Origin of the sequence: Collinsella sp. AF36-3AT (assembly GCF_003475205.1) — a bacterium.
Lineage (GTDB): Bacteria > Actinomycetota > Coriobacteriia > Coriobacteriales > Coriobacteriaceae > Collinsella > Collinsella aerofaciens_AF.
In genome coordinates this window covers 208,127-225,409 of the sequence record NZ_QROZ01000001.1, presented here as the reverse complement: position 1 = coordinate 225,409, position 17,283 = coordinate 208,127, and the positions used below count along the sequence as shown (strand labels likewise).

The following is a 17,283-nucleotide window of genomic DNA, read 5'->3' as shown; positions in this document are numbered from 1 at the left end:
TACAATTGGCCCATCATGCGAAGGCGCCTCGTGTGGCGTGTGCCTGCGTTGGCCGATCTATATTCGGAGGATTCCCATGACCGTACTGTTTATTGAATATCCCAAGTGCTCGACCTGTAAGAAGGCCAAGGCATGGCTGGACGAACACGGGGTAGAGTATATCGACCGCGATATCGTTTTGGACAATCCCACGGCTGATGAGCTTGCGACCTGGATTGCTCGTTCGGGACTGCCGGTGCGGCGCTTCTTTAATTCGTCGGGCATGAAATATCGAGAGCTGGGCCTGAAGGCGCGTCTAGATGCGGGCATGACGGATCGGGAGTGCTACGAGCTGCTGGCGACCGACGGCATGCTGGTTAAGCGCCCACTGCTGGTGGGCGACGACTTTGCGATTCCCGGCTTTAGGGAATCGGCTTGGGTCGAGGCGTTGCTGTAGCGGCTGCGGAAAGTGCGACCCGTTTTGAGCGCTCGGGGTGGGACGTGTTTTCCATCGGCGGGCTCGCTCGGCTCAATCCTCGAGCTGTGCCCATTCGTGCGGATCGTAGACCTTTACGTGCTTGTTGGGCTTGCCGCTCCAGTACTCCTCGTCCATAAAGGGCAGATATGCCTGAACGCCGGGGCAGATAAAGGGAATCCGCTGCTGTTGCAGTCGCTCGCGCTGTCGCTGCTCCAGGTGCGCCTCGGATATGACAGTCGGCATACCGGACAGCTCGACGAGGCTTGCCTGGATTCGCTTAAGGTCGGGGAGTCCCGCGTGCCATGACATCCGCATGATCAAAAAGGATGCACGGCGGTAGTTTGCCTGCATCACCGTGATGGCGGGGCGCAGAGTGGGATGGATTTTGTCCCGTTCGGGCCAAAGGTCAGCAGTGATCTCGAGGCCCAGAGTCTCCCATAGGTAATCAAGCTCTTCGTCCATGGCGCCTCGATATCCGTGCAATGATGACGGTTCGATTGTGCCATCAGCCGTGAGTGCTGCATTGTTGTAATCTACCAGCGGTAGATGCGGGATGTTTTACGGGCTTTGGCGCCGTACGTGTCGCTGGCGCTTCACAGGTCCTTCACGTGTCGGCCGTATTTGACTGAATTTCAAAAAAGTCAAAATTGGGGCTTGCGTCACGGCCGGACTTCCCGTATATTTCTTTCTTGCGCAAAGGCACAGCCGAGCGCAGCGATGCAGTCATTGGGATGTCGTCTAATGGCAGGACAGCGGATTCTGGTTCCGTCAATGGGGGTTCGACTCCCTCCATCCCAGCCATTGCATTTGCTACATATGGCCCGTTCGTCTAGCGGTTTAGGACGCCGCCCTCTCAAGGCGGAGATCACCAGTTCGAATCTGGTACGGGCTACCAAAATTGAACGCCCGGGCCTCGTAAGAGACCCGGGTTTTGTGTATTGACCGATATTTAAGGCGCGCGTTGAGTCTGCCGCCCGGACCGAGGAGTTGTCATGGACCTGCCTATCAGCTTGGAAGACATCACGTATGCCGAGAACTATCTGGCGCAGGGCGACCTGGCTACGGCGACGCCGCTGCTTGAGCGTCTGGTGGAGCTCGCCGAGGAGTATATCGACGCTGAGTGCAAGACGGAGGAGAAGCGCCAGTACTTTAGCTTCGACAGCAAGTTTGAGCGCCTGGCCTATCGCCGCGTGGAGAAGGATCCGCGCGAGCTGGTGCAGGTCGAGGTTCCCTTTGACCGCCTGTACTCCGACATGGCGTTTGCCTACATCCGCCAGCAGGATTATGTGAGTGCTCGGAATGCCCTGATGCAGGCCGTGCGTTGGGATCCCATGAACTGCAACTATCGCTTGGACTTGGCCGAGCTGTTCCGCGCGCTCGAGGACAAGCAGGAGTGGGCATCGCTCTCGTTCTCGGTGCTGGAGCGCGCGAGCGACGGTAAGTGCGCCGCACGCGCCTACACCAACTTGGGTCAGTACTTCTTGGAGCCCGAGACCGAGAACATTTCGGCTGCCGTGGGCTGCGCGCGTCTGGCGCTGCGCCTGGCGCCCAACGATGCGCATACGACGCGCCTGCTCAACAAGATCCATACCACCTATCCGGATGCCGCGGACGAGAGTGACGACCATGTGATGGGTGAGCTCGCCCTGCAGGGCGTGCCGACCTCGCCTTCGGCCGAGATTGCCATCTGCCTGATCATGTGTGCGACCGACGCTGCGAGCGACGGCGACAAGCAGGAGGCTACGCGCCTGACGGTCCGTGCCCGCGACCTGGTGGGCGAAGAGGCGTGCGCGGCGATTATCAAGCTGGTGCGCGAGAGTGATGCCGAGCTTAACGCCGAGCGCAAGGCAAAGCGCGAGGCTGCGGGCTCAAACGCCGATGGCGCCAAGGAGGCCGGCGATGCCCAGTAAGCGCGAGCGCAAGCTCATTTCCAAGAATCGCTCGGCACATCACGAGTACTTTATCGATGAGACGTTTGAGTGCGGTATTGAGCTGAGCGGTACCGAGGTCAAGTCGATTCGCGAGCGCGCGTGCCAGATTACCGATACCTTCGCACTGATTCGTGGCGGGGAGTGCTGGCTCGTCGGCCTGCATATCCACCCTTATAGCCATGGTGGCGTGTGGAATCGCGATCCCGACCGTCGGCGCCGTCTGCTGCTGCACCGCAAGGAGATCGACTTTCTTGACGGCAAACTTCGCAACCGCGGCTATGCGCTGGTGCCGCTGGAGCTCTACTTTAATACCGACGGCCGCGTAAAGCTGCTGCTGGGCCTAGGCCGCGGCAAGAAGCTTTACGACAAGCGCGAGGATATGGCCAAGCGCGATGTCCAGCGCGAGATCGACCGCGCCCTCAAGGAGCGCAACCGCTGACCGTCCTTCATAAGTTGCGGTGGAATACGGACTGGTTTGCCTGTTTGAGGGGCTATTCAGTCCCTATTTCACCGCAGCTGCGGGTGTCTCATCTTTCTTACTGTTCTGACACATATGTTTCAAAGGCGGCGTCCGTTATGGGTGCCGCCTTTTTGTGGGTACATACATCCATGAGGTTCCAACCCGGGTTAGGGGAGTGATCGTTATGGACAAAACAGCGTTCTTTACCATGCCGAGCGGTCTGTACGTGGTGAGCGCCGCGGCAGACGGGCTGCGCGCCGGCTGCGTCATCAACACGGCGGTGCAGGTGACGTCCATGCCGCCGCGCATTTCGGTTGCCGTGAACAAGGACAACGTCACCTCGGGCGTCATCGCATCGGCCAAAGCGTTCGCGCTGACCGTGATCGATCAGACGGCCGATATGCTCTACATCGGTAACTTTGGGTTCCGCACCAGCAGCGATTATGACAAGTTTGCCAAATACGAGACCCGCGAGACGGCTCTGGGCATGCCCTATGTGCCCGAGCACGCGACGGCCCTGTTTAGCTGCCGTTTGATCGACACTGTGGATGTGGGCACGCATCTACTGTTTATCGGCGAGGTCGAGGATGCCGAACGCCTGAGTGACGAGACGCCACTCACCTACGATTACTACCATAAGGTCCTGAAGGGCAAGACGCCTCCGAAGGCGTCCTCGTATCAAGGCTAGAAATGTTTTAAAAATACTTGCATTATATTATTGAGAATCTATACTGATAAATGAAGTACATCACCAGTCGCGTTTGAGAGGAGAACATCATGGCTGAGGAGAAGAAGACGTATAAGTTCGTGTGCGTCGTTTGCGGTTACGAGGTTGAGGTCGATACGCCCGAGCTGCCCGAGGATTATGTGTGCCCGGTGTGCGGCGTCGGTCCCGATCAGTTTGAGCTCGTCGAGGAGTAGCTCGCAGACACACGACTTGCAGCAACACATAGCTCTGTCCAAGGGCCCCGGTCGAATTCACGGCCGGGGCCCTTTTCTTCCGTCCCTAAGGGATCACGGCTGCTGTTAGCCGATCCTGCCTGTCGTGAGTCCGGCCGACCGTTTGTCTCAATCTGTAACATGTGGCGGCTCAAAACGGGCCCATCTGTTACAGATTGAGACAAAAGGTTGGAGCTGAAGAAATGTCTCGATCTGTAACATCTAGAAGCGGAAATTGGGTCCACTTGTTACAGATCGAGACAAACCAAACCCGTTCGGCAGAAGATCTCAATCTGTAACATCTAACGGCGAAAACGGGGTCTACGTGTTACAGATTGTGACAAACGGAGCTGTCCCTCGGAATGATCTCGATCTGTAACATCTAGACATCAAAAGCGGGTCTAGATGTTACAGATCGAGACGTTTGCCTGGGTAGGTGCCCCGCCCCATTACATCCCTGTCAACAACACGATATCGAGAATCGTCACGATGGCACCGATCCCTACGAGCAGCGCGTTGAGCGGGCGCGAGTTGGCGTATTTGCCCATGACGCGGGGCGAACTGGTGAGTCGTATGAGCACAAAGACCGTGATCGGCAGCTGAAGCGACAGCAGTGCCTGACTCCAAATGAGACCCTCAAAAGGATTCGGAACGACCAGGCACGCCGCCACTGCGCCGGCGAAACAGGCCGCCACCCCGACCGAGGAATGTCGGTCGTGGATGTCGTATTCCTCGTCGAACATGCCTGCCGTAATGGTTCCCGCGGCCATGCCCGCCGTAACGCTGCTCGAGAGCCCCGCAAACAGCAGTGCCACTGCAAAGATAATCGAGCTCGCCGGGCCCAGAATGGGGGAGAGCGTGGCCGCTGCGACGGCGAGGTCGTCTACGACCATGCCGTGCGCAAAGAAGGTCGTTGCGGCAAGGATGACCATGGCCGAGTTGATTGCCCAGCCCACGCCCATCGAAAAGAGCGTGTCGAAGAGCTCGTAGTGCAGACGTTCTTCGATAACTTGCTCGCCTTGGCCTTCGAAGTGCATGGATTGGATGACCTCGGAGTGCAGAAAAAGGTTGTGTGGCATTACGACCGCACCCAGGACACTCACGATAATCGCAGCAGAGCCAGTGGGCATACTAGGCGTGATCCAGCTTGCGGCGGCTTGTGGCCAGTCGACCTTGACTAGTGCAAGCTCGGCCAAAAACGAGAGTCCTACCACGCCTACGAAGGCGATGATCCAGCGTTCGGCTCGCTTGTAGGAGTTCGTCATGAGCATCGCCATCGATACTGCCGCCACGATGACGCAGCCCGCACGCACGGGCAGCCCAAAGAGCATTTGAAGGGCAATCGCGCCGCCCAGGACTTCGGCCATGGCGGTGGCGATGGTCGCGAGATAGGCGCTGCCGAGCACCGCGCGTCCCACGATGCGGGGGAGAAAGCGGGTCGTGGCCTCGGCAAGGCAGGCGCCCGTGGCGATGCCCAAGTGCGCCGCGTTGTGCTGCAGCACGATGAGCATAATCGTGGACAGCGTGACGATCCACAGCAGCGCGTAGCCAAACTGCGAGCCTGCGGCCATATTGGAGGCCCAGTTGCCCGGGTCGATAAAGCCGACGGTCACGAGCAGCCCGGGGCCGATATGCCGCGCAATGTCTAGGCCTCCGTGACCACCGGTGCGTCGGGAGCCAAAGTGTTGTTTGAGATGGTTGAGCATGGTGCGCTCCTGCGTATGGGCGGCGTGACGTCGCATCTGGGTCGTGCGGCGCCACGCGTCGGATTTGGGTTGGGGCTACTTGTGCGCTTTGCCCTGATTGGCCACGGCGTCGATCTTGGCGGCGATGGTCGCCGGGTCGCCGATGTAGCGCTTGTCGAGGACATTGAAATCGGTATCGAAGGTGTAGACGAGCGGCACGCCGGTGGGGATGTTGACCTTGAGGATCTCCTCGGGCGTGAGGTGCTCGAGCTTCATGACGAGTGAGCGCAGGGAGTTGCCGTGTGCGGCGATGAGTACGCGCTTGCCGGCGAGCATCTGGGGGCGAATCTCGTCTTCGAAATAGGGCCAGGCGCGGGCGATCGTGTCCTTGAGGCGCTCGGTATAGGGCAGTTGATCGGGCGCGACGTCGCGGTATTGCTCCTGGGTGTGGGGGTCGCGACTGTCGCCCGGCTCGAGTGCCGGCGGGCGGACATCGAAGGAGCGGCGCCAGATGAGCACCTGCTCGTCGCCGTGCTCTGCCGCGGCATCGGCCTTGTTGAGACCCTGCAACGCGCCGTAGTGGCGCTCGTTGAGCTTCCAGGATTTGATGACGGGCAGCCACTCGCGATCCATTTGGCCGAGCACGATGTTGAGGGTGTGGATCGCGCGCTTGAGGCGCGAAGTGTAGCAGACGTCAAAGTCGAAACCGGCTTCTTTGAGGGCACGACCGCCTGCGACGGCTTCTTCGCGGCCCGTGTCGGTGAGCTCAACATCGGTCCAGCCGGTGAACAGGTTGAGTTTGTTCCACTCGGATTCTCCGTGACGGATAAGGATAAGTTGCATTGTCTGTCGGTCTGTCTGGTGCGCCATAGGGGCCTCCTTGATCTGGCACGGTGTGCGTGCCGTTTGCTTGACGCCGCAAAGGATACCCGTTTTAGGTTCAAAAGTTAACCAAGACTAACAAAATTGTTGTATTTGAATAGGATGGCGCAAGGGGGGGCTGCCGAAATGTCTCGATCTGTAACAACTAGGGATGGAAATTGGGCCTAGGTGTTACAGATCGAGACAGGAAGAAATGGTCCTATGGAAAATCTCGATTTGTAACAGCTGGCCGCCAAAACCGGCCCTTCGTGTTACAGATCGAGACAAACCAAAACCGCTCCGCAGAAAATCTCAATCTGTAACATCTAGGCGCCAAAATCCGCTCTTCCTGTTACAGATTGAGATGTTTGAAGCGGTGAGCTTACGGGCCGAACTTGGGGGCCTTGTTGCCGCCCTTAAGGTCGGCGGTGTCCACTCGTAGGGTGTGCGTTACGCGATTGTTTCGAAACGGGTGGGAAACACAACGGGCCGGCGATGCTCCTAGTATGCCTATTCAACTGACTGTCTAAATATCTAGGGGAGGATCGCGATGCAGGCAGATTCCGCTCAGCAGCAGGGCCTTTATCGCCCCGAATTCGACCACGATGCATGTGGCATCGGCGCGCTTGCCGATATCAACGGCGAGCGCCATCACCAGATTCTGGACGACGCGCTGTCCATTCTGGTCAACTTGGAGCACCGCGGCGGTACGGGACTCGAGAAGAACACCGGCGACGGCGCCGGCATCCTGTTCCAGGTTCCGCATCACTTTTTCCGTAAAGAGGCTCAAAAGTGCGGCCAGATTCTGCCGGCAGAGGGCGACTATGGTGTGGCCATGCTGTTCTTTCCGCAGGATGACAAGGGCGTAGAGGATGCCCGCCGCGTGTTTGAGGAGGGTTGCGCCGAGGCCGGCGTGCCGCTGCTCTTTTGGCGCGAGGTGCCCGTCGACCCGCACGACCTGGGCGAGACGGCACGCGCCTGCATGCCCACCATTCTGCAAGCCTTTCTGGGCCGCCCCGACGATACGCCGGCGGGTGACGCCTTCGAGCGCCGCCTGTACGTGTGCCGTCGCACTATCGAGAAGAAGGCCGATGCCGAGTTTGCCCTGCGCGACAAGATCTTCTACGTCTGCTCCATGAGCTCGCGCACCATCGTGTACAAGGGCATGCTGGTCGCCACGCAGATGCGCCGCTTCTTCATCGACCTCAACGACGCCGCCGTCAAGACGGCTGTGGCGCTCGTCCACTCGCGCTACTCCACCAACACCACGCCCAGCTGGGAGCGCGCGCACCCCAACCGCTTTATCATCCATAACGGCGAGATCAACACCCTCAAGGGCAACGTCAACTGGATCCGCGCCCGCGAGCCCAACCTGTACAGCCCTGTGCTGCAGCACGACCTTGAGCGCGTGATGCCCATCATCAACCGCGAGGGTTCCGACTCCGCGATTCTGGACAACGTGCTCGAGTTTTTGGTCATGAACGGCCGTCCGCTCACGCGTGCCGCATCCATGCTGCTACCCGAGCCGTGGGACCACAACGACAATCTGAGCGAGGAACGCCGCGCCTACGACGCCTACCAGTCCATGCTCATGGAGCCCTGGGACGGCCCGGCGGCCATCGCCTTTACCGACGGTCGCACACTGGGCGCCGCCCTCGACCGCAACGGCTTGCGCCCCGCCCGCTACTACGTGACGCGCGATGGCCGCTTTATGCTGGCAAGCGAAGTGGGCACCATCGAGGTACGCCCCGAGAACATCCTGACGAGCGGCTGTCTGGGGCCGGGCCAGATGCTCGAGGTCGATTTTGCCCGCGGGCGCGTCATCTACAACGACGAGCTGCGCGCCCGTTACGCCAAGGAAAAGCCCTACCGTGATTGGATTGCCGAGGAGACACTGACCGTCGACGTGCTCGATGAGCCCATTGCTTCCGTGCCCGCCGAGGACGCCGAGGTACCCGCCGCCGTGCGCATGGCTAAGCTCGGGTATCACTGGGATGACGTCGATGAGGTCGTGCGTCCCATGGCCCAGCAGGGCAAGGCCCCGCTCGCCTCGATGGGCATCGACGCGCCGCTGGCTTGTCTGTCCAAGAAGACGCGTTCGTTCTTCGACTATTTCTATCAGCTGTTCGCTCAGGTCACGAACCCGCCCATCGATGCCCTTCGCGAGCACATGGTGACTTCGACCACGCTCTACCTGGGCAACCACGGCAACCTGCTCGAGGATTCCCGTACGGCCTGCCAGCTGGTTCGCCTGGAGCGTCCGCTGCTGAGCGAGGAGGAGTTCGACCGCATTTGCGCCATCGACCGCGTGGGCTTTAAGACTCGCCGTTTCCGTGCCGTCTACCGTCGTGACGCCGGCGAGGGCGCGCTTCAGGCTGCGCTCAAGCAGCTTGCAGAGGACGTTGAGGCTGCGGTCCGCGACGGCGTGAACATCGTGGTGTTGAGCGATCGTGCCGCTGCGGGCGAGGTGCCCGTGCCGTCGCTGCTTGCCGTGGGCTGTGTGCACAACCACCTGATTCGCGCTGGCGTGCGTACCTTTGCCGACATCGTGGTGGAGTGCGGCGATGCCGTGTCCCCGAACGACTTTGCGGCGCTGGTGGGCTACTCCGCAAGCGGCATCTATCCGTACAATGCGCATGCGTGCATCCGCGACTTGGCAGCACGCGGCGACCTGGACGTGACGGCCGAGCAGGGCATCGACAACTACAACAAGGCCGCGACGGCGGGTATCGTCTCCATCATGTCCAAGATGGGTATCTCCACGGTGCAGAGCTATCACTCCGCGCAGATTTTCGAGGCCGTCGGCTTTACTCCGGAGTTCGTCAACGCGTACTTCGCCGGCACGGTGAGCCGTGTGGGCGGTATGGGTGTCGAGGACGTTGAGCGCGAGCAAAACGAGCGCTATGACGCTGCGCTCGCCATCCTTAAAAGCCCGGCTCCCGATCAGCTGCCCACGCTGGGCCTGACCAAGTGGCGCCCGCTCGGCGGCGAGGAACACCTCATCGACCCCCAGGTCGTCTACCTGCTGCAGACCGCCTGCCGTGAGGACAGCTACGACACCTTTAAGGAGTACAGCGCCCGCCTGCACCGCACCGGCCGTGCCGTGCGTCTGCGCGACTTGCTCGACTTTGATGCCAGCGGCCGCACGCCGGTTTCGCTCGACGAGGTCGAGCCCGCGCTCAACATCGTCCGCCGCTTTAACACCGGCGCCATGTCGTACGGCTCCATCAGCAAGGAAGCACACGAGTGCATGGCCATCGCCATGAACCGCCTGCACGGCCGTTCCAACTCCGGCGAGGGCGGTGAGAATCCGCGTCGCGAGACCCCGCTGGCTAACGGTGATTCCAAGAACTCCGCGATCAAGCAGGTGGCAAGTGCGCGCTTTGGCGTGACGAGCCGCTACCTGTGCAGCGCCTTCGAGATTCAGATCAAGATGGCCCAGGGCGCCAAGCCCGGCGAGGGTGGCCACCTGCCCGGCAAGAAGGTCTACCCCTGGATTGCCGAGGTCCGTCAGTCCACGCTCGGCATCGGCCTGATCTCGCCTCCGCCGCATCACGACATCTACTCCATCGAAGACCTGGCCGAGCTCATCTTTGACCTTAAGAACGCCAACCCTGGCGCACGCGTGTCGGTCAAGCTGGTCAGCGAGGCCGGCGTCGGCACCATCGCCACCGGTGTGGCCAAGGGCGCTGCCGACAAGATCTTGATCAGCGGCCACAATGGCGGCTCGGGTGCCGCTGCTCGCGATTCGATCTGGCACGCCGGTCTGCCGCTGGAGCTTGGCCTTGCCGAGGCTCAGCAGACGCTGCTGCAAAACGGCCTGCGCTCGCGCGTGGTGCTCGAGGCCGACGGCAAGCTCATGGACGGCACCGATGTTGCCGTCGCCTGCCTGCTGGGCGCCGAGGAGTTTGGCTTTGCGACCATGCCGCTCATCTCGATGGGCTGCCTCATGCAGCGCGACTGCCAGCAGGATACCTGCCCCGCCGGCATCGCCACGCAAAACTGCCGCCTGCGTCGCGGCTTCCGCGGCAAGCCCGAGCACGTCGAGCACTTTATGCTCTTTGTTGCCGAGCAACTGCGCGAGGTCATGGCGAGCTTGGGCTTCCGCACCGTCGACGAGATGGTCGGCCATCCCGAGTGCCTGCGCCAGATCGAGGTCCCGGGTAACCGCAAGGCAAACCTGCTCGATCTGACGCCCGTGCTGGCAAACGCGACCTGTGAGTTTGGTGCCCACATCCCGGGTGCCGACGGTCGTCACTTCCTGCCCCAGATGGCCGCGGACAGCGAGCTCGACAAGACGCTCGACTCCACGCTGTTTGTGCCCTATACGGCCGATGCCCGTGCGCACCTGCGCCCGATTCGCTTCCATGCCGACATCGCCAACGTTAACCGCTGCGTGGGCACCATCCTGGGTAACGCGGTGACCAAGGCACATCCCGAGGGCCTGCCCGCCGGCTCCATCACCATCGATTGCGATGGATCGGCCGGTCAGAGCTTTGGCGCGTTCCTGCCGCGCGGCATTACGCTCAACGTGTGCGGTGACGCCAACGACTACTTTGGCAAGGGCCTTTCGGGCGGCGAGGTGTCGGTGCGCCCCAACCCGCATGCGACCTATAAGTTCGACGAAAACATCATCGTGGGCAACGTTGCGTTCTTTGGCGCCACGAGCGGCCGTGGCTTCATCAACGGCCTGGCCGGCCAGCGCTTTGGCGTACGCAACTCCGGTGCCACCGTGGTGGTCGAGGGTTGCGGCAACCACGGTTGCGAGTACATGACGGGTGGCCTGGCGCTCATCCTGGGCGAGGTCGGGCAGAACTTCGCTGCCGGCATGACGGGTGGCGTGGCTTATGTCTTTGACCAGTACGGCACGCTCGATGCCCGCGTGAACCACGAGAGCGTTGAGCTCAAGGCCCCGACGGCCGGCGAGCTGGAGCAGGTCCGTGCGCTCATCCAGGAGCACGTGGACGCGACGCAGAGCCCGCGCGGCATCAAGCTGCTCTACAGCTTTGAGACGATGAGCAAGCACTTTGTGAAGGTCATTCCGACCGAGTACGAGCGTGTGCTGGCGATTGTCGCCGCCGCCGAGGCCGTCGGCAAGACGCATGCGCAGGCCGAGGAGCTGGCGTTTGACATTGTGACCGGTCGCGCGAGCGCCGCGGATGTCGATCGCTTTGATGTGGCGGGCGGTGCTGCTGGCGCTGCGTCTGTGGCTGCCAGCTCTGTTGCTTCGACCAAGAAGGAGGCGTAAGTGCCATGGGTAAGCCCGGTGCTTTTCTTGATATCGATCGTGTGACCCACGAGCTTCGCCCCGTGGAGGAGCGCAGCCGTGATTTCGATCCGCTGTACGTTGAGCTCGACGACGATGCACGCCGTGCCCAGGCGAGCCGCTGCATGATGTGCGGCGTGGCGTTTTGCCAGATGGGCGCGAGCTTTGGCAAGGCACGTCCGAGCGGCTGCCCGCTGCACAACTTGATTCCCGAGTGGAACGAGCTGGTGTACCGCGGCCGCTGGGACGAGGCTGCCGAGCGCCTGTCGCTCACCTCGCCCATGCCTGAGTTCACGAGTCGCGTTTGCCCGGCGCTGTGCGAGGCCGCGTGCAACCTGGGTTCGGTCGATGGCCAGCCCACGACGATCCATGACAACGAGCGTGCGATCAGCGACCGCGAATGGGCAAACGGCGGCCCGCGTCGCTTTGAGCCGGCAGGGGAGGGCGCGCCCACGGTTGCCGTGGTGGGCTCCGGTCCTGCTGGTCTGGTGGCAGCATGGGAGCTTGCGCGTCGTGGCGCCCGCGTGACGGTGTTTGAGCGCGACGACCGCCCGGGCGGTCTGCTCATGTACGGCATTCCCAACATGAAGCTCGAGAAGTCCGTGGTCGAGCGTCGCGTGGCGCTCATGCGCGAGCTGGGCATTGTGTTTGAGCTGAGCGCCGATGTGACGAACCCTGCGGTGGCGGCCGAGCTCGATGACTTTGACGCCGTCGTGATGGCTGTCGGCGCTCGTGCGCCCCGCGGGCTTTCGGCTGCGAACGTGGATGCTCCGGGCGTGGTGTACGCGGTGGACTACCTGACGGCTTCGACCGCCTCGGTGCTCGATGGCAGCGAGCCCGCGGTGAACGCGCGCGGCCTGGACGTTGTGGTCATTGGCGGTGGCGATACTGGAAACGACTGCGTGGGTACCGCCGTGCGTCAGGGCGCGCGCAGCGTGCGCCAGTTTGAGTTCTTGCCGGCTGCGCCCGATAAGCGCGCGGCGAGCAACCCCTGGCCGCAGTGGCCCAACGTTAAGAAGACCGACTACGGCCAGCAGGAGGCTATCGCTGCGATGGGTGACGAGATGCGTGCCTGGGGCGTGGATACGCTCGAGGTGCTGCTGGACAAGAAGGGTGCGGCTGCGGGTTTGCGCGTGGTCGATCTGGACTGGTCGGCGGGAAAGCCCGAGCGCATCGCGGGCTCCGAGCACGAGGTGCCGGCGCAGCTGGTGCTCATCGCCTGCGGCTTTACGGGTCCCGAGCACGGCGTGTTCGATGCGGTGGGCGTGCCTGTTGCCACCGCTGGTCGTCCGCTGCCGGTGATGGCTGCCGAGGGCTCGCACCTCGCGGCTCGCACGGAGGGTGTCGCCGCGGATGCCGCACCGGTGTACGTGGCCGGTGACGCCCGCAACGGCAGCTCGCTCGTGGTGAGTGCTATGGCCGATGCCCTGGCCTGCGCAGCCGAGGTCGCCGAGGCGCTGGAGCTGTAAAGTAGTCATTTAAGAACGTCCTCAATGACTAGTCATTTTTTGTCTAGTCGTTGGGGACACTCCTTGCGGATTTGCGAGCGATTTGCTCGTTTGTCGACGTACGGGTGTTCATTTGTCGACTTCTTGGGCTGTGGTCACCTGTTGTTTCTGTGGTGGCTGCGGGCATCTGGCTCAAAAGGGCGGGTTGGCTGTCTATGTCTACCTGCGGTTTTGTTGCGGTGGACTCATTCGGTCAAGTGTCCCGTCAAGTGTTTGGTTAGCATCTGGTTTGCAGTCGAAGGCCTATTTTGCCCGCGCTTGCCTCGGTTGCCCACCCTCCTCGTAAGCTCAAATTGAGGTCCATCAGTTTGAGGAGGATGCCATGACTGACCAAGTTTTTGATCGAGCGCAGCTGGCCGAGGCCGTCGGCAACGATATTGCCGACATGGCTCACTTTTGGATGCTGCGGAAGTTTCAATTTCTGGAGCCGGCGCGCGAGCAGTTCGAGATTATCGTCGATCCGTGGCTCAGCTATTGCGAGGAACCATCTCAAAACGAAATCATGGCCTACAACATGGCGTTTACCGATTGGCTGCTGTTTGAGCGCCCCTATTACCACGGCAAGACGCTGTTGGAGCTGTATGTGGACGAGCCGCCAGCGTCAATTTCTCCTGCTTCGCTCGGGCGACTTAAGCAGGTGCGTGACACGCAGTATTTCTCGCGCTTTGGCATTTTGGACAAGGATCCCGCGACTGGCATGGTCGTGCTGAAGGACACGCGCACCGACCGTCGCTTTGACGTCTACGACCCACATATCGTGCAAAAGGAGCGCTGGAACGATGGTGCGATTGCGGTGCGACTCGCGTGCGTCGACGATGTCTGGCTGACGGCGGGGCAGCTCTACCTGTATGACATCGCGCGCCTGAGCGACACGACGGTCGACGGGCCGGGCTCGGTGCATCCCGAGGACCTGGAGGACGGTTTCGACACCTCGTGCATCAGCTTCTTTTTGCGCCTGGTCCGCGACATCATGGGTGCCCAGGGGCGGTATGTGAAGTCGCTCAACATCTACGAACAGGAATGGGAGTAGGGGATGGACGGTTGTCGCCTGCCTTGCCTTCTGCCTTTATGTCTCGATCTGTAACGTTTAGGGACAAAAAACCGGTCTACCTGTTACAGATCGAGACGAATACCTGGGCGCCGCTGGTTTGTCTAAATCTGTAACGTTTAGGGGCCTGGAGAACGTCTAACTGTTACAGATCAAGACGTTTATCAGCGGAGGCAACGGTGACAATGGTCCATTTGTCCGATGTGGTGGTGATGGAAGTGTCTAATGCCGTTCTCAAACACAAGCATACGGCTCGCAACACGTTGGCGCGGAATAGGATGCTTGCCAGGCTCACGGAGGCGGCTGAACTAGGCGTGCTGCTTGTGACGCACGACAATGCCGAGCTCATGTGGCTGCGGCGCCATGTGGGAACCGACGATATCGCGGAGCCTGAGTCGCACCTGTTCTGTTTTCAGCATGATTGGGATGCGTTGACGCCGACGGAGCGAGCGCTGCGGACCATCAAAGGGCTTGCGGAGTTTCATCCCGATTGGGCGTTTTGGGGTTACGACGCGGCACTTTTGTGGGGTCTGGAGGTGCCAAATGATCTGCTTGGGCCGCGATTTCTTGTTAAGACAGGTTGCTCGGTGCCGCTGAGTGCAGGATGCCGGCTGTTGCGTCCGCAGGCGGCGGGTGCGCTTGAGCGCGTCGACGGCGTGCGAGTGACGCCGTTTTGGCGCACGGTGAAGGATTGTCTGCTGCGTGCGCCGTTTTCGTATGGTCTGGCGATCGCCGATTCTGCGCTGCGGGCGAAGGGCATATCGCGCGACGACCTCTGCGAACGGCTCCAGGCCGATTGCGAGGGCAGACGCGGGTATCGCAGAGCTCAGGTGATTGCGTCGCATGCGGACGGGCTGTCCGAAAACGGTGGCGAGTCTCGATTCCGGGCGTTCTTTATTGCATACGGTTTTCCGGTGCCAGAGTTGCAGGTGGAGTTTCGTGACCCGCTTGATTCGAGCCAAGTGTTTCGCGTTGATTATTTCTGGAGGCTCGAGGACGGGACGTGCGTGATTGGCGAGCTCGATGGAAAGGGAAAGTATGCCTTGCAGAACGACGAGGGTCGGGAGTCGGTCGACCCATTCGTGGCAGAACGTCAGCGAGAGTCCCATCTGACGATGCTCGGACATAAAGTACTGAGGTTTACGTTTGATGAGCTCAAGAATCCGGGGAAGCTGGCTGAAAAGATGAGACTGGCGAACATTCCGCAGCGGGTCAATCTGGCGGAGGAATGGAGACGGCAGTGGTATGGGCGCTAAGGGGTGCAACTGACGCGGAGGTGGTTGTTCCTGCCGAGTTTGTCTCAATCTGTAACAACAAGGGACCGTTTGGCCTCGTAACTGTTACAGATTGAGACGGAAGGTTGGCTACCGCTAAAAGATCTCAATCTGTAACATCTAGAGGCCGAAAACCTGTCTACCTGTTACAGATTTAGACGTTTGACGACGGGGCTGGAGAATATCTCAATCTGTAACATTTACAGGCCAAAAATCGACCTAACTGTTACAGATTGAGACAAAGGTTGGACGCGGTGCCGAAAGATCTCGATCTGTAACATCTAGTAGCCCAAAAAACCGGGTTTACTGTTGCAGATCGAGACGTTCGGCACACACGGCTGGGGCATCGCCGCGCTGACCTCTCTATCCTCACATTCTCCCTTTTCTCCGTTAACCGATACATCGGCTGCATCTCCGTCGCCTTGGGCGATAATGGACAAATGTTCAAGTTAATCGTGAGGGAGGAGCTCGATATGGCGTCTGCCGATCGTTCTACGTTGTTTATCAATGCGACCATTCTGGATGGCTCGGAGCATATGGAGCCGCAACCCGATATGGCCGTGACTGTTGAGCGCGGCGTCATCACCTGGATGGGGCCGAGTGCTGTGGCGCAGGCGCCGGCGGGTGCCGAGGTTATCGACCTGGGCGGTGCGTATCTCATGCCCGGTCTCATCAATATGCACGTGCATCTGTGCGGTTCGGGCAAACCGGTCTCGGCGGGCGATGCGGGCGCACTCATGAAGAAGCTCGACAATCCCGTGGGCCGCTCCATCGTCCGCCACATCCTCAAAGGCAGCGCCCAGCAGCAGTTGGCAAGTGGCGTGACCACGGTGCGCGGTGCGGGTGACCCGCTGTTTGCCGATATCGCCGTGCGCGACGCTATTGACGCCGGCAAGCATCAGGGTCCGCGCCTGGTAGCGCCGGGAACGGGCGTCACGGTGCCGGGCGGCCATGGCGCGGGGCTGTTTGCCCAGGTGGCAAACAGCCCCGTCGAGGCAGTCGAGCAGGTGCGTGACCTGTACGCGCGCGGTGCCGACGTCATTAAGCTGTTCGTAACGGGCGGTGTGTTCGATGCGACCGAGGTGGGCGAGCCGGGCGTGCTGCGTATGCCGGTGGAGGTTGCCGCAGCGGCGTGCAAGGCGGCGCACGAGGTGGGCCTTCCGGTGATGGCCCATGTCGAGAGTACCGAAGGTGTGAAGGCCGCGCTTAAATCCGGCGTCGACACAATCGAGCACGGCGCTCCGATGACCCCCGAGATCCTGGAGTTGTATCACGGTGCCGCGGGTACGCAGCTCGAGGGGCGTGCGCCGAGCGTGACCTGCACGATCAGCCCGGCGCTGCCGTTTGTATTGCTCGATCCAGAAAAGACCCATTCGACCGATACGCAAAAGAAGAACGGCGACATCGTGTGCTCGGGCATCATCGAGAGCGCCCGTGCCGCACTGGAAGCCGGCGTTAAGGTGGGCCTGGGCACGGACTCAAGCTGCCCGTTTGTGACGCAGTACGACATGTGGCGTGAGGTGGCCTATTTTGCCAAGTATGTCGGCGTGAGTAACGCCTTCGCGCTGCATACGGCTACGCAGATCAATGCCGAGCTGCTGGGGCTGGGCGGCGAGACCGGTACGATCGAGTGCGGCAAGGCTGCCGATATCTTGGTAACGCGCAAGAACCCGCTCGATGATCTGTGCGCACTGCGTGAGCCGACGTACGTGATGTGCCGCGGCAACCTGGTGCGCAAACTCAAGGTGAAGCGTATTCCCGAGGTGGACGCCGAGCTCGACGCGATTATGGCCATGCCTGCCGAAGCGCTGGCCGAGGAGCTCGCCCGTGACGGCGTGGCATAGGTGTGACAAA

Annotated in this window: 13 protein-coding genes and 2 tRNA genes; 12 read left to right on the top strand and 3 right to left on the bottom strand. The window is 61.0% G+C overall.

What is annotated here, in order from left to right; translation table 11 throughout:
• Positions 1-76: 76 nt before the first annotated feature.
• Positions 77-436, top strand: coding sequence for an arsenate reductase family protein (locus DW003_RS00910; protein WP_117778501.1), 360 nt, complete (start codon positions 77-79; stop codon positions 434-436).
• Between the two features lie 72 nt (positions 437-508).
• Here the strand turns inward: DW003_RS00910 and DW003_RS00905 are convergent, their stop codons facing one another.
• On the bottom strand, positions 509-919 hold the full coding sequence (locus DW003_RS00905; RefSeq protein WP_117763185.1) for a hypothetical protein: 411 nt from the start codon (positions 917-919) through the stop codon (positions 509-511).
• Between the two features lie 265 nt (positions 920-1,184).
• Between DW003_RS00905 and DW003_RS00900 the strand changes: the two genes are divergently transcribed.
• From DW003_RS00900 to DW003_RS00875, 6 genes are all read left to right on the top strand, one after another.
• Positions 1,185-1,258 (top strand) — tRNA-Gln (locus tag DW003_RS00900).
• Between the two features lie 17 nt (positions 1,259-1,275).
• A tRNA-Glu gene (locus DW003_RS00895) sits at positions 1,276-1,352 on the top strand.
• Positions 1,353-1,449: 97 nt separating this feature from the next.
• On the top strand, positions 1,450-2,367 hold the full coding sequence (locus tag DW003_RS00890; protein ID WP_117634813.1) for a hypothetical protein: 918 nt from the start codon (positions 1,450-1,452) through the stop codon (positions 2,365-2,367).
• Entirely contained in the window at positions 2,357-2,827 is a 471-nt protein-coding gene (gene smpB, locus DW003_RS00885) for an SsrA-binding protein SmpB (RefSeq protein WP_006235325.1), read from the top strand. Before DW003_RS00890 ends, smpB begins: the two co-directional genes overlap by 11 nt.
• A gap of 205 nt (positions 2,828-3,032) precedes the next feature.
• Complete coding sequence (locus DW003_RS00880) at positions 3,033-3,536, top strand: flavin reductase family protein (protein WP_118387059.1); 504 nt, start codon at positions 3,033-3,035, stop codon at positions 3,534-3,536.
• An 89-nt stretch (positions 3,537-3,625) separates the two neighbouring features.
• Entirely contained in the window at positions 3,626-3,769 is a 144-nt protein-coding gene (locus tag DW003_RS00875) for a rubredoxin-like domain-containing protein (RefSeq protein ID WP_055251878.1), read from the top strand.
• 467 nt (positions 3,770-4,236) lie between these two features.
• On the opposite strand, the gene DW003_RS00870 is transcribed toward DW003_RS00875, so the two are convergent.
• Positions 4,237-5,493, bottom strand: coding sequence for an Nramp family divalent metal transporter (locus DW003_RS00870; RefSeq protein ID WP_118387057.1), 1,257 nt, complete (start codon positions 5,491-5,493; stop codon positions 4,237-4,239).
• Between the two features lie 75 nt (positions 5,494-5,568).
• Positions 5,569-6,342 carry a 2,3-diphosphoglycerate-dependent phosphoglycerate mutase gene (gene gpmA, locus DW003_RS00865; protein WP_118387055.1) on the bottom strand — a complete coding sequence of 258 codons (774 nt, stop codon included), beginning with the start codon at positions 6,340-6,342 and terminating at the stop codon, positions 5,569-5,571.
• A 541-nt stretch (positions 6,343-6,883) separates the two neighbouring features.
• Here gpmA and gltB point away from each other — a divergent pair.
• The 5 genes from gltB to DW003_RS00840 all read left to right on the top strand — a co-directional run bounded on the left by gltB (position 6,884) and on the right by DW003_RS00840 (position 17,273).
• A complete protein-coding gene (gene gltB / locus DW003_RS00860) occupies positions 6,884-11,581 on the top strand; it encodes a glutamate synthase large subunit (RefSeq protein ID WP_118387053.1) in 4,698 nt (1,565 codons plus the stop codon).
• A gap of 5 nt (positions 11,582-11,586) precedes the next feature.
• Complete coding sequence (locus DW003_RS00855; RefSeq protein ID WP_118377152.1) at positions 11,587-13,068, top strand: glutamate synthase subunit beta; 1,482 nt, start codon at positions 11,587-11,589, stop codon at positions 13,066-13,068.
• A gap of 361 nt (positions 13,069-13,429) precedes the next feature.
• Entirely contained in the window at positions 13,430-14,137 is a 708-nt protein-coding gene (locus DW003_RS00850) for a hypothetical protein (RefSeq protein WP_118377151.1), read from the top strand.
• Between the two features lie 212 nt (positions 14,138-14,349).
• On the top strand, positions 14,350-15,411 hold the full coding sequence (locus DW003_RS00845) for a hypothetical protein (protein WP_147352170.1): 1,062 nt from the start codon (positions 14,350-14,352) through the stop codon (positions 15,409-15,411).
• Positions 15,412-15,902: 491 nt separating this feature from the next.
• Positions 15,903-17,273 carry an amidohydrolase family protein gene (locus DW003_RS00840; protein WP_233545424.1) on the top strand — a complete coding sequence of 457 codons (1,371 nt, stop codon included), beginning with the start codon at positions 15,903-15,905 and terminating at the stop codon, positions 17,271-17,273.
• The last annotated feature ends 10 nt before the right edge of the window (positions 17,274-17,283 follow it).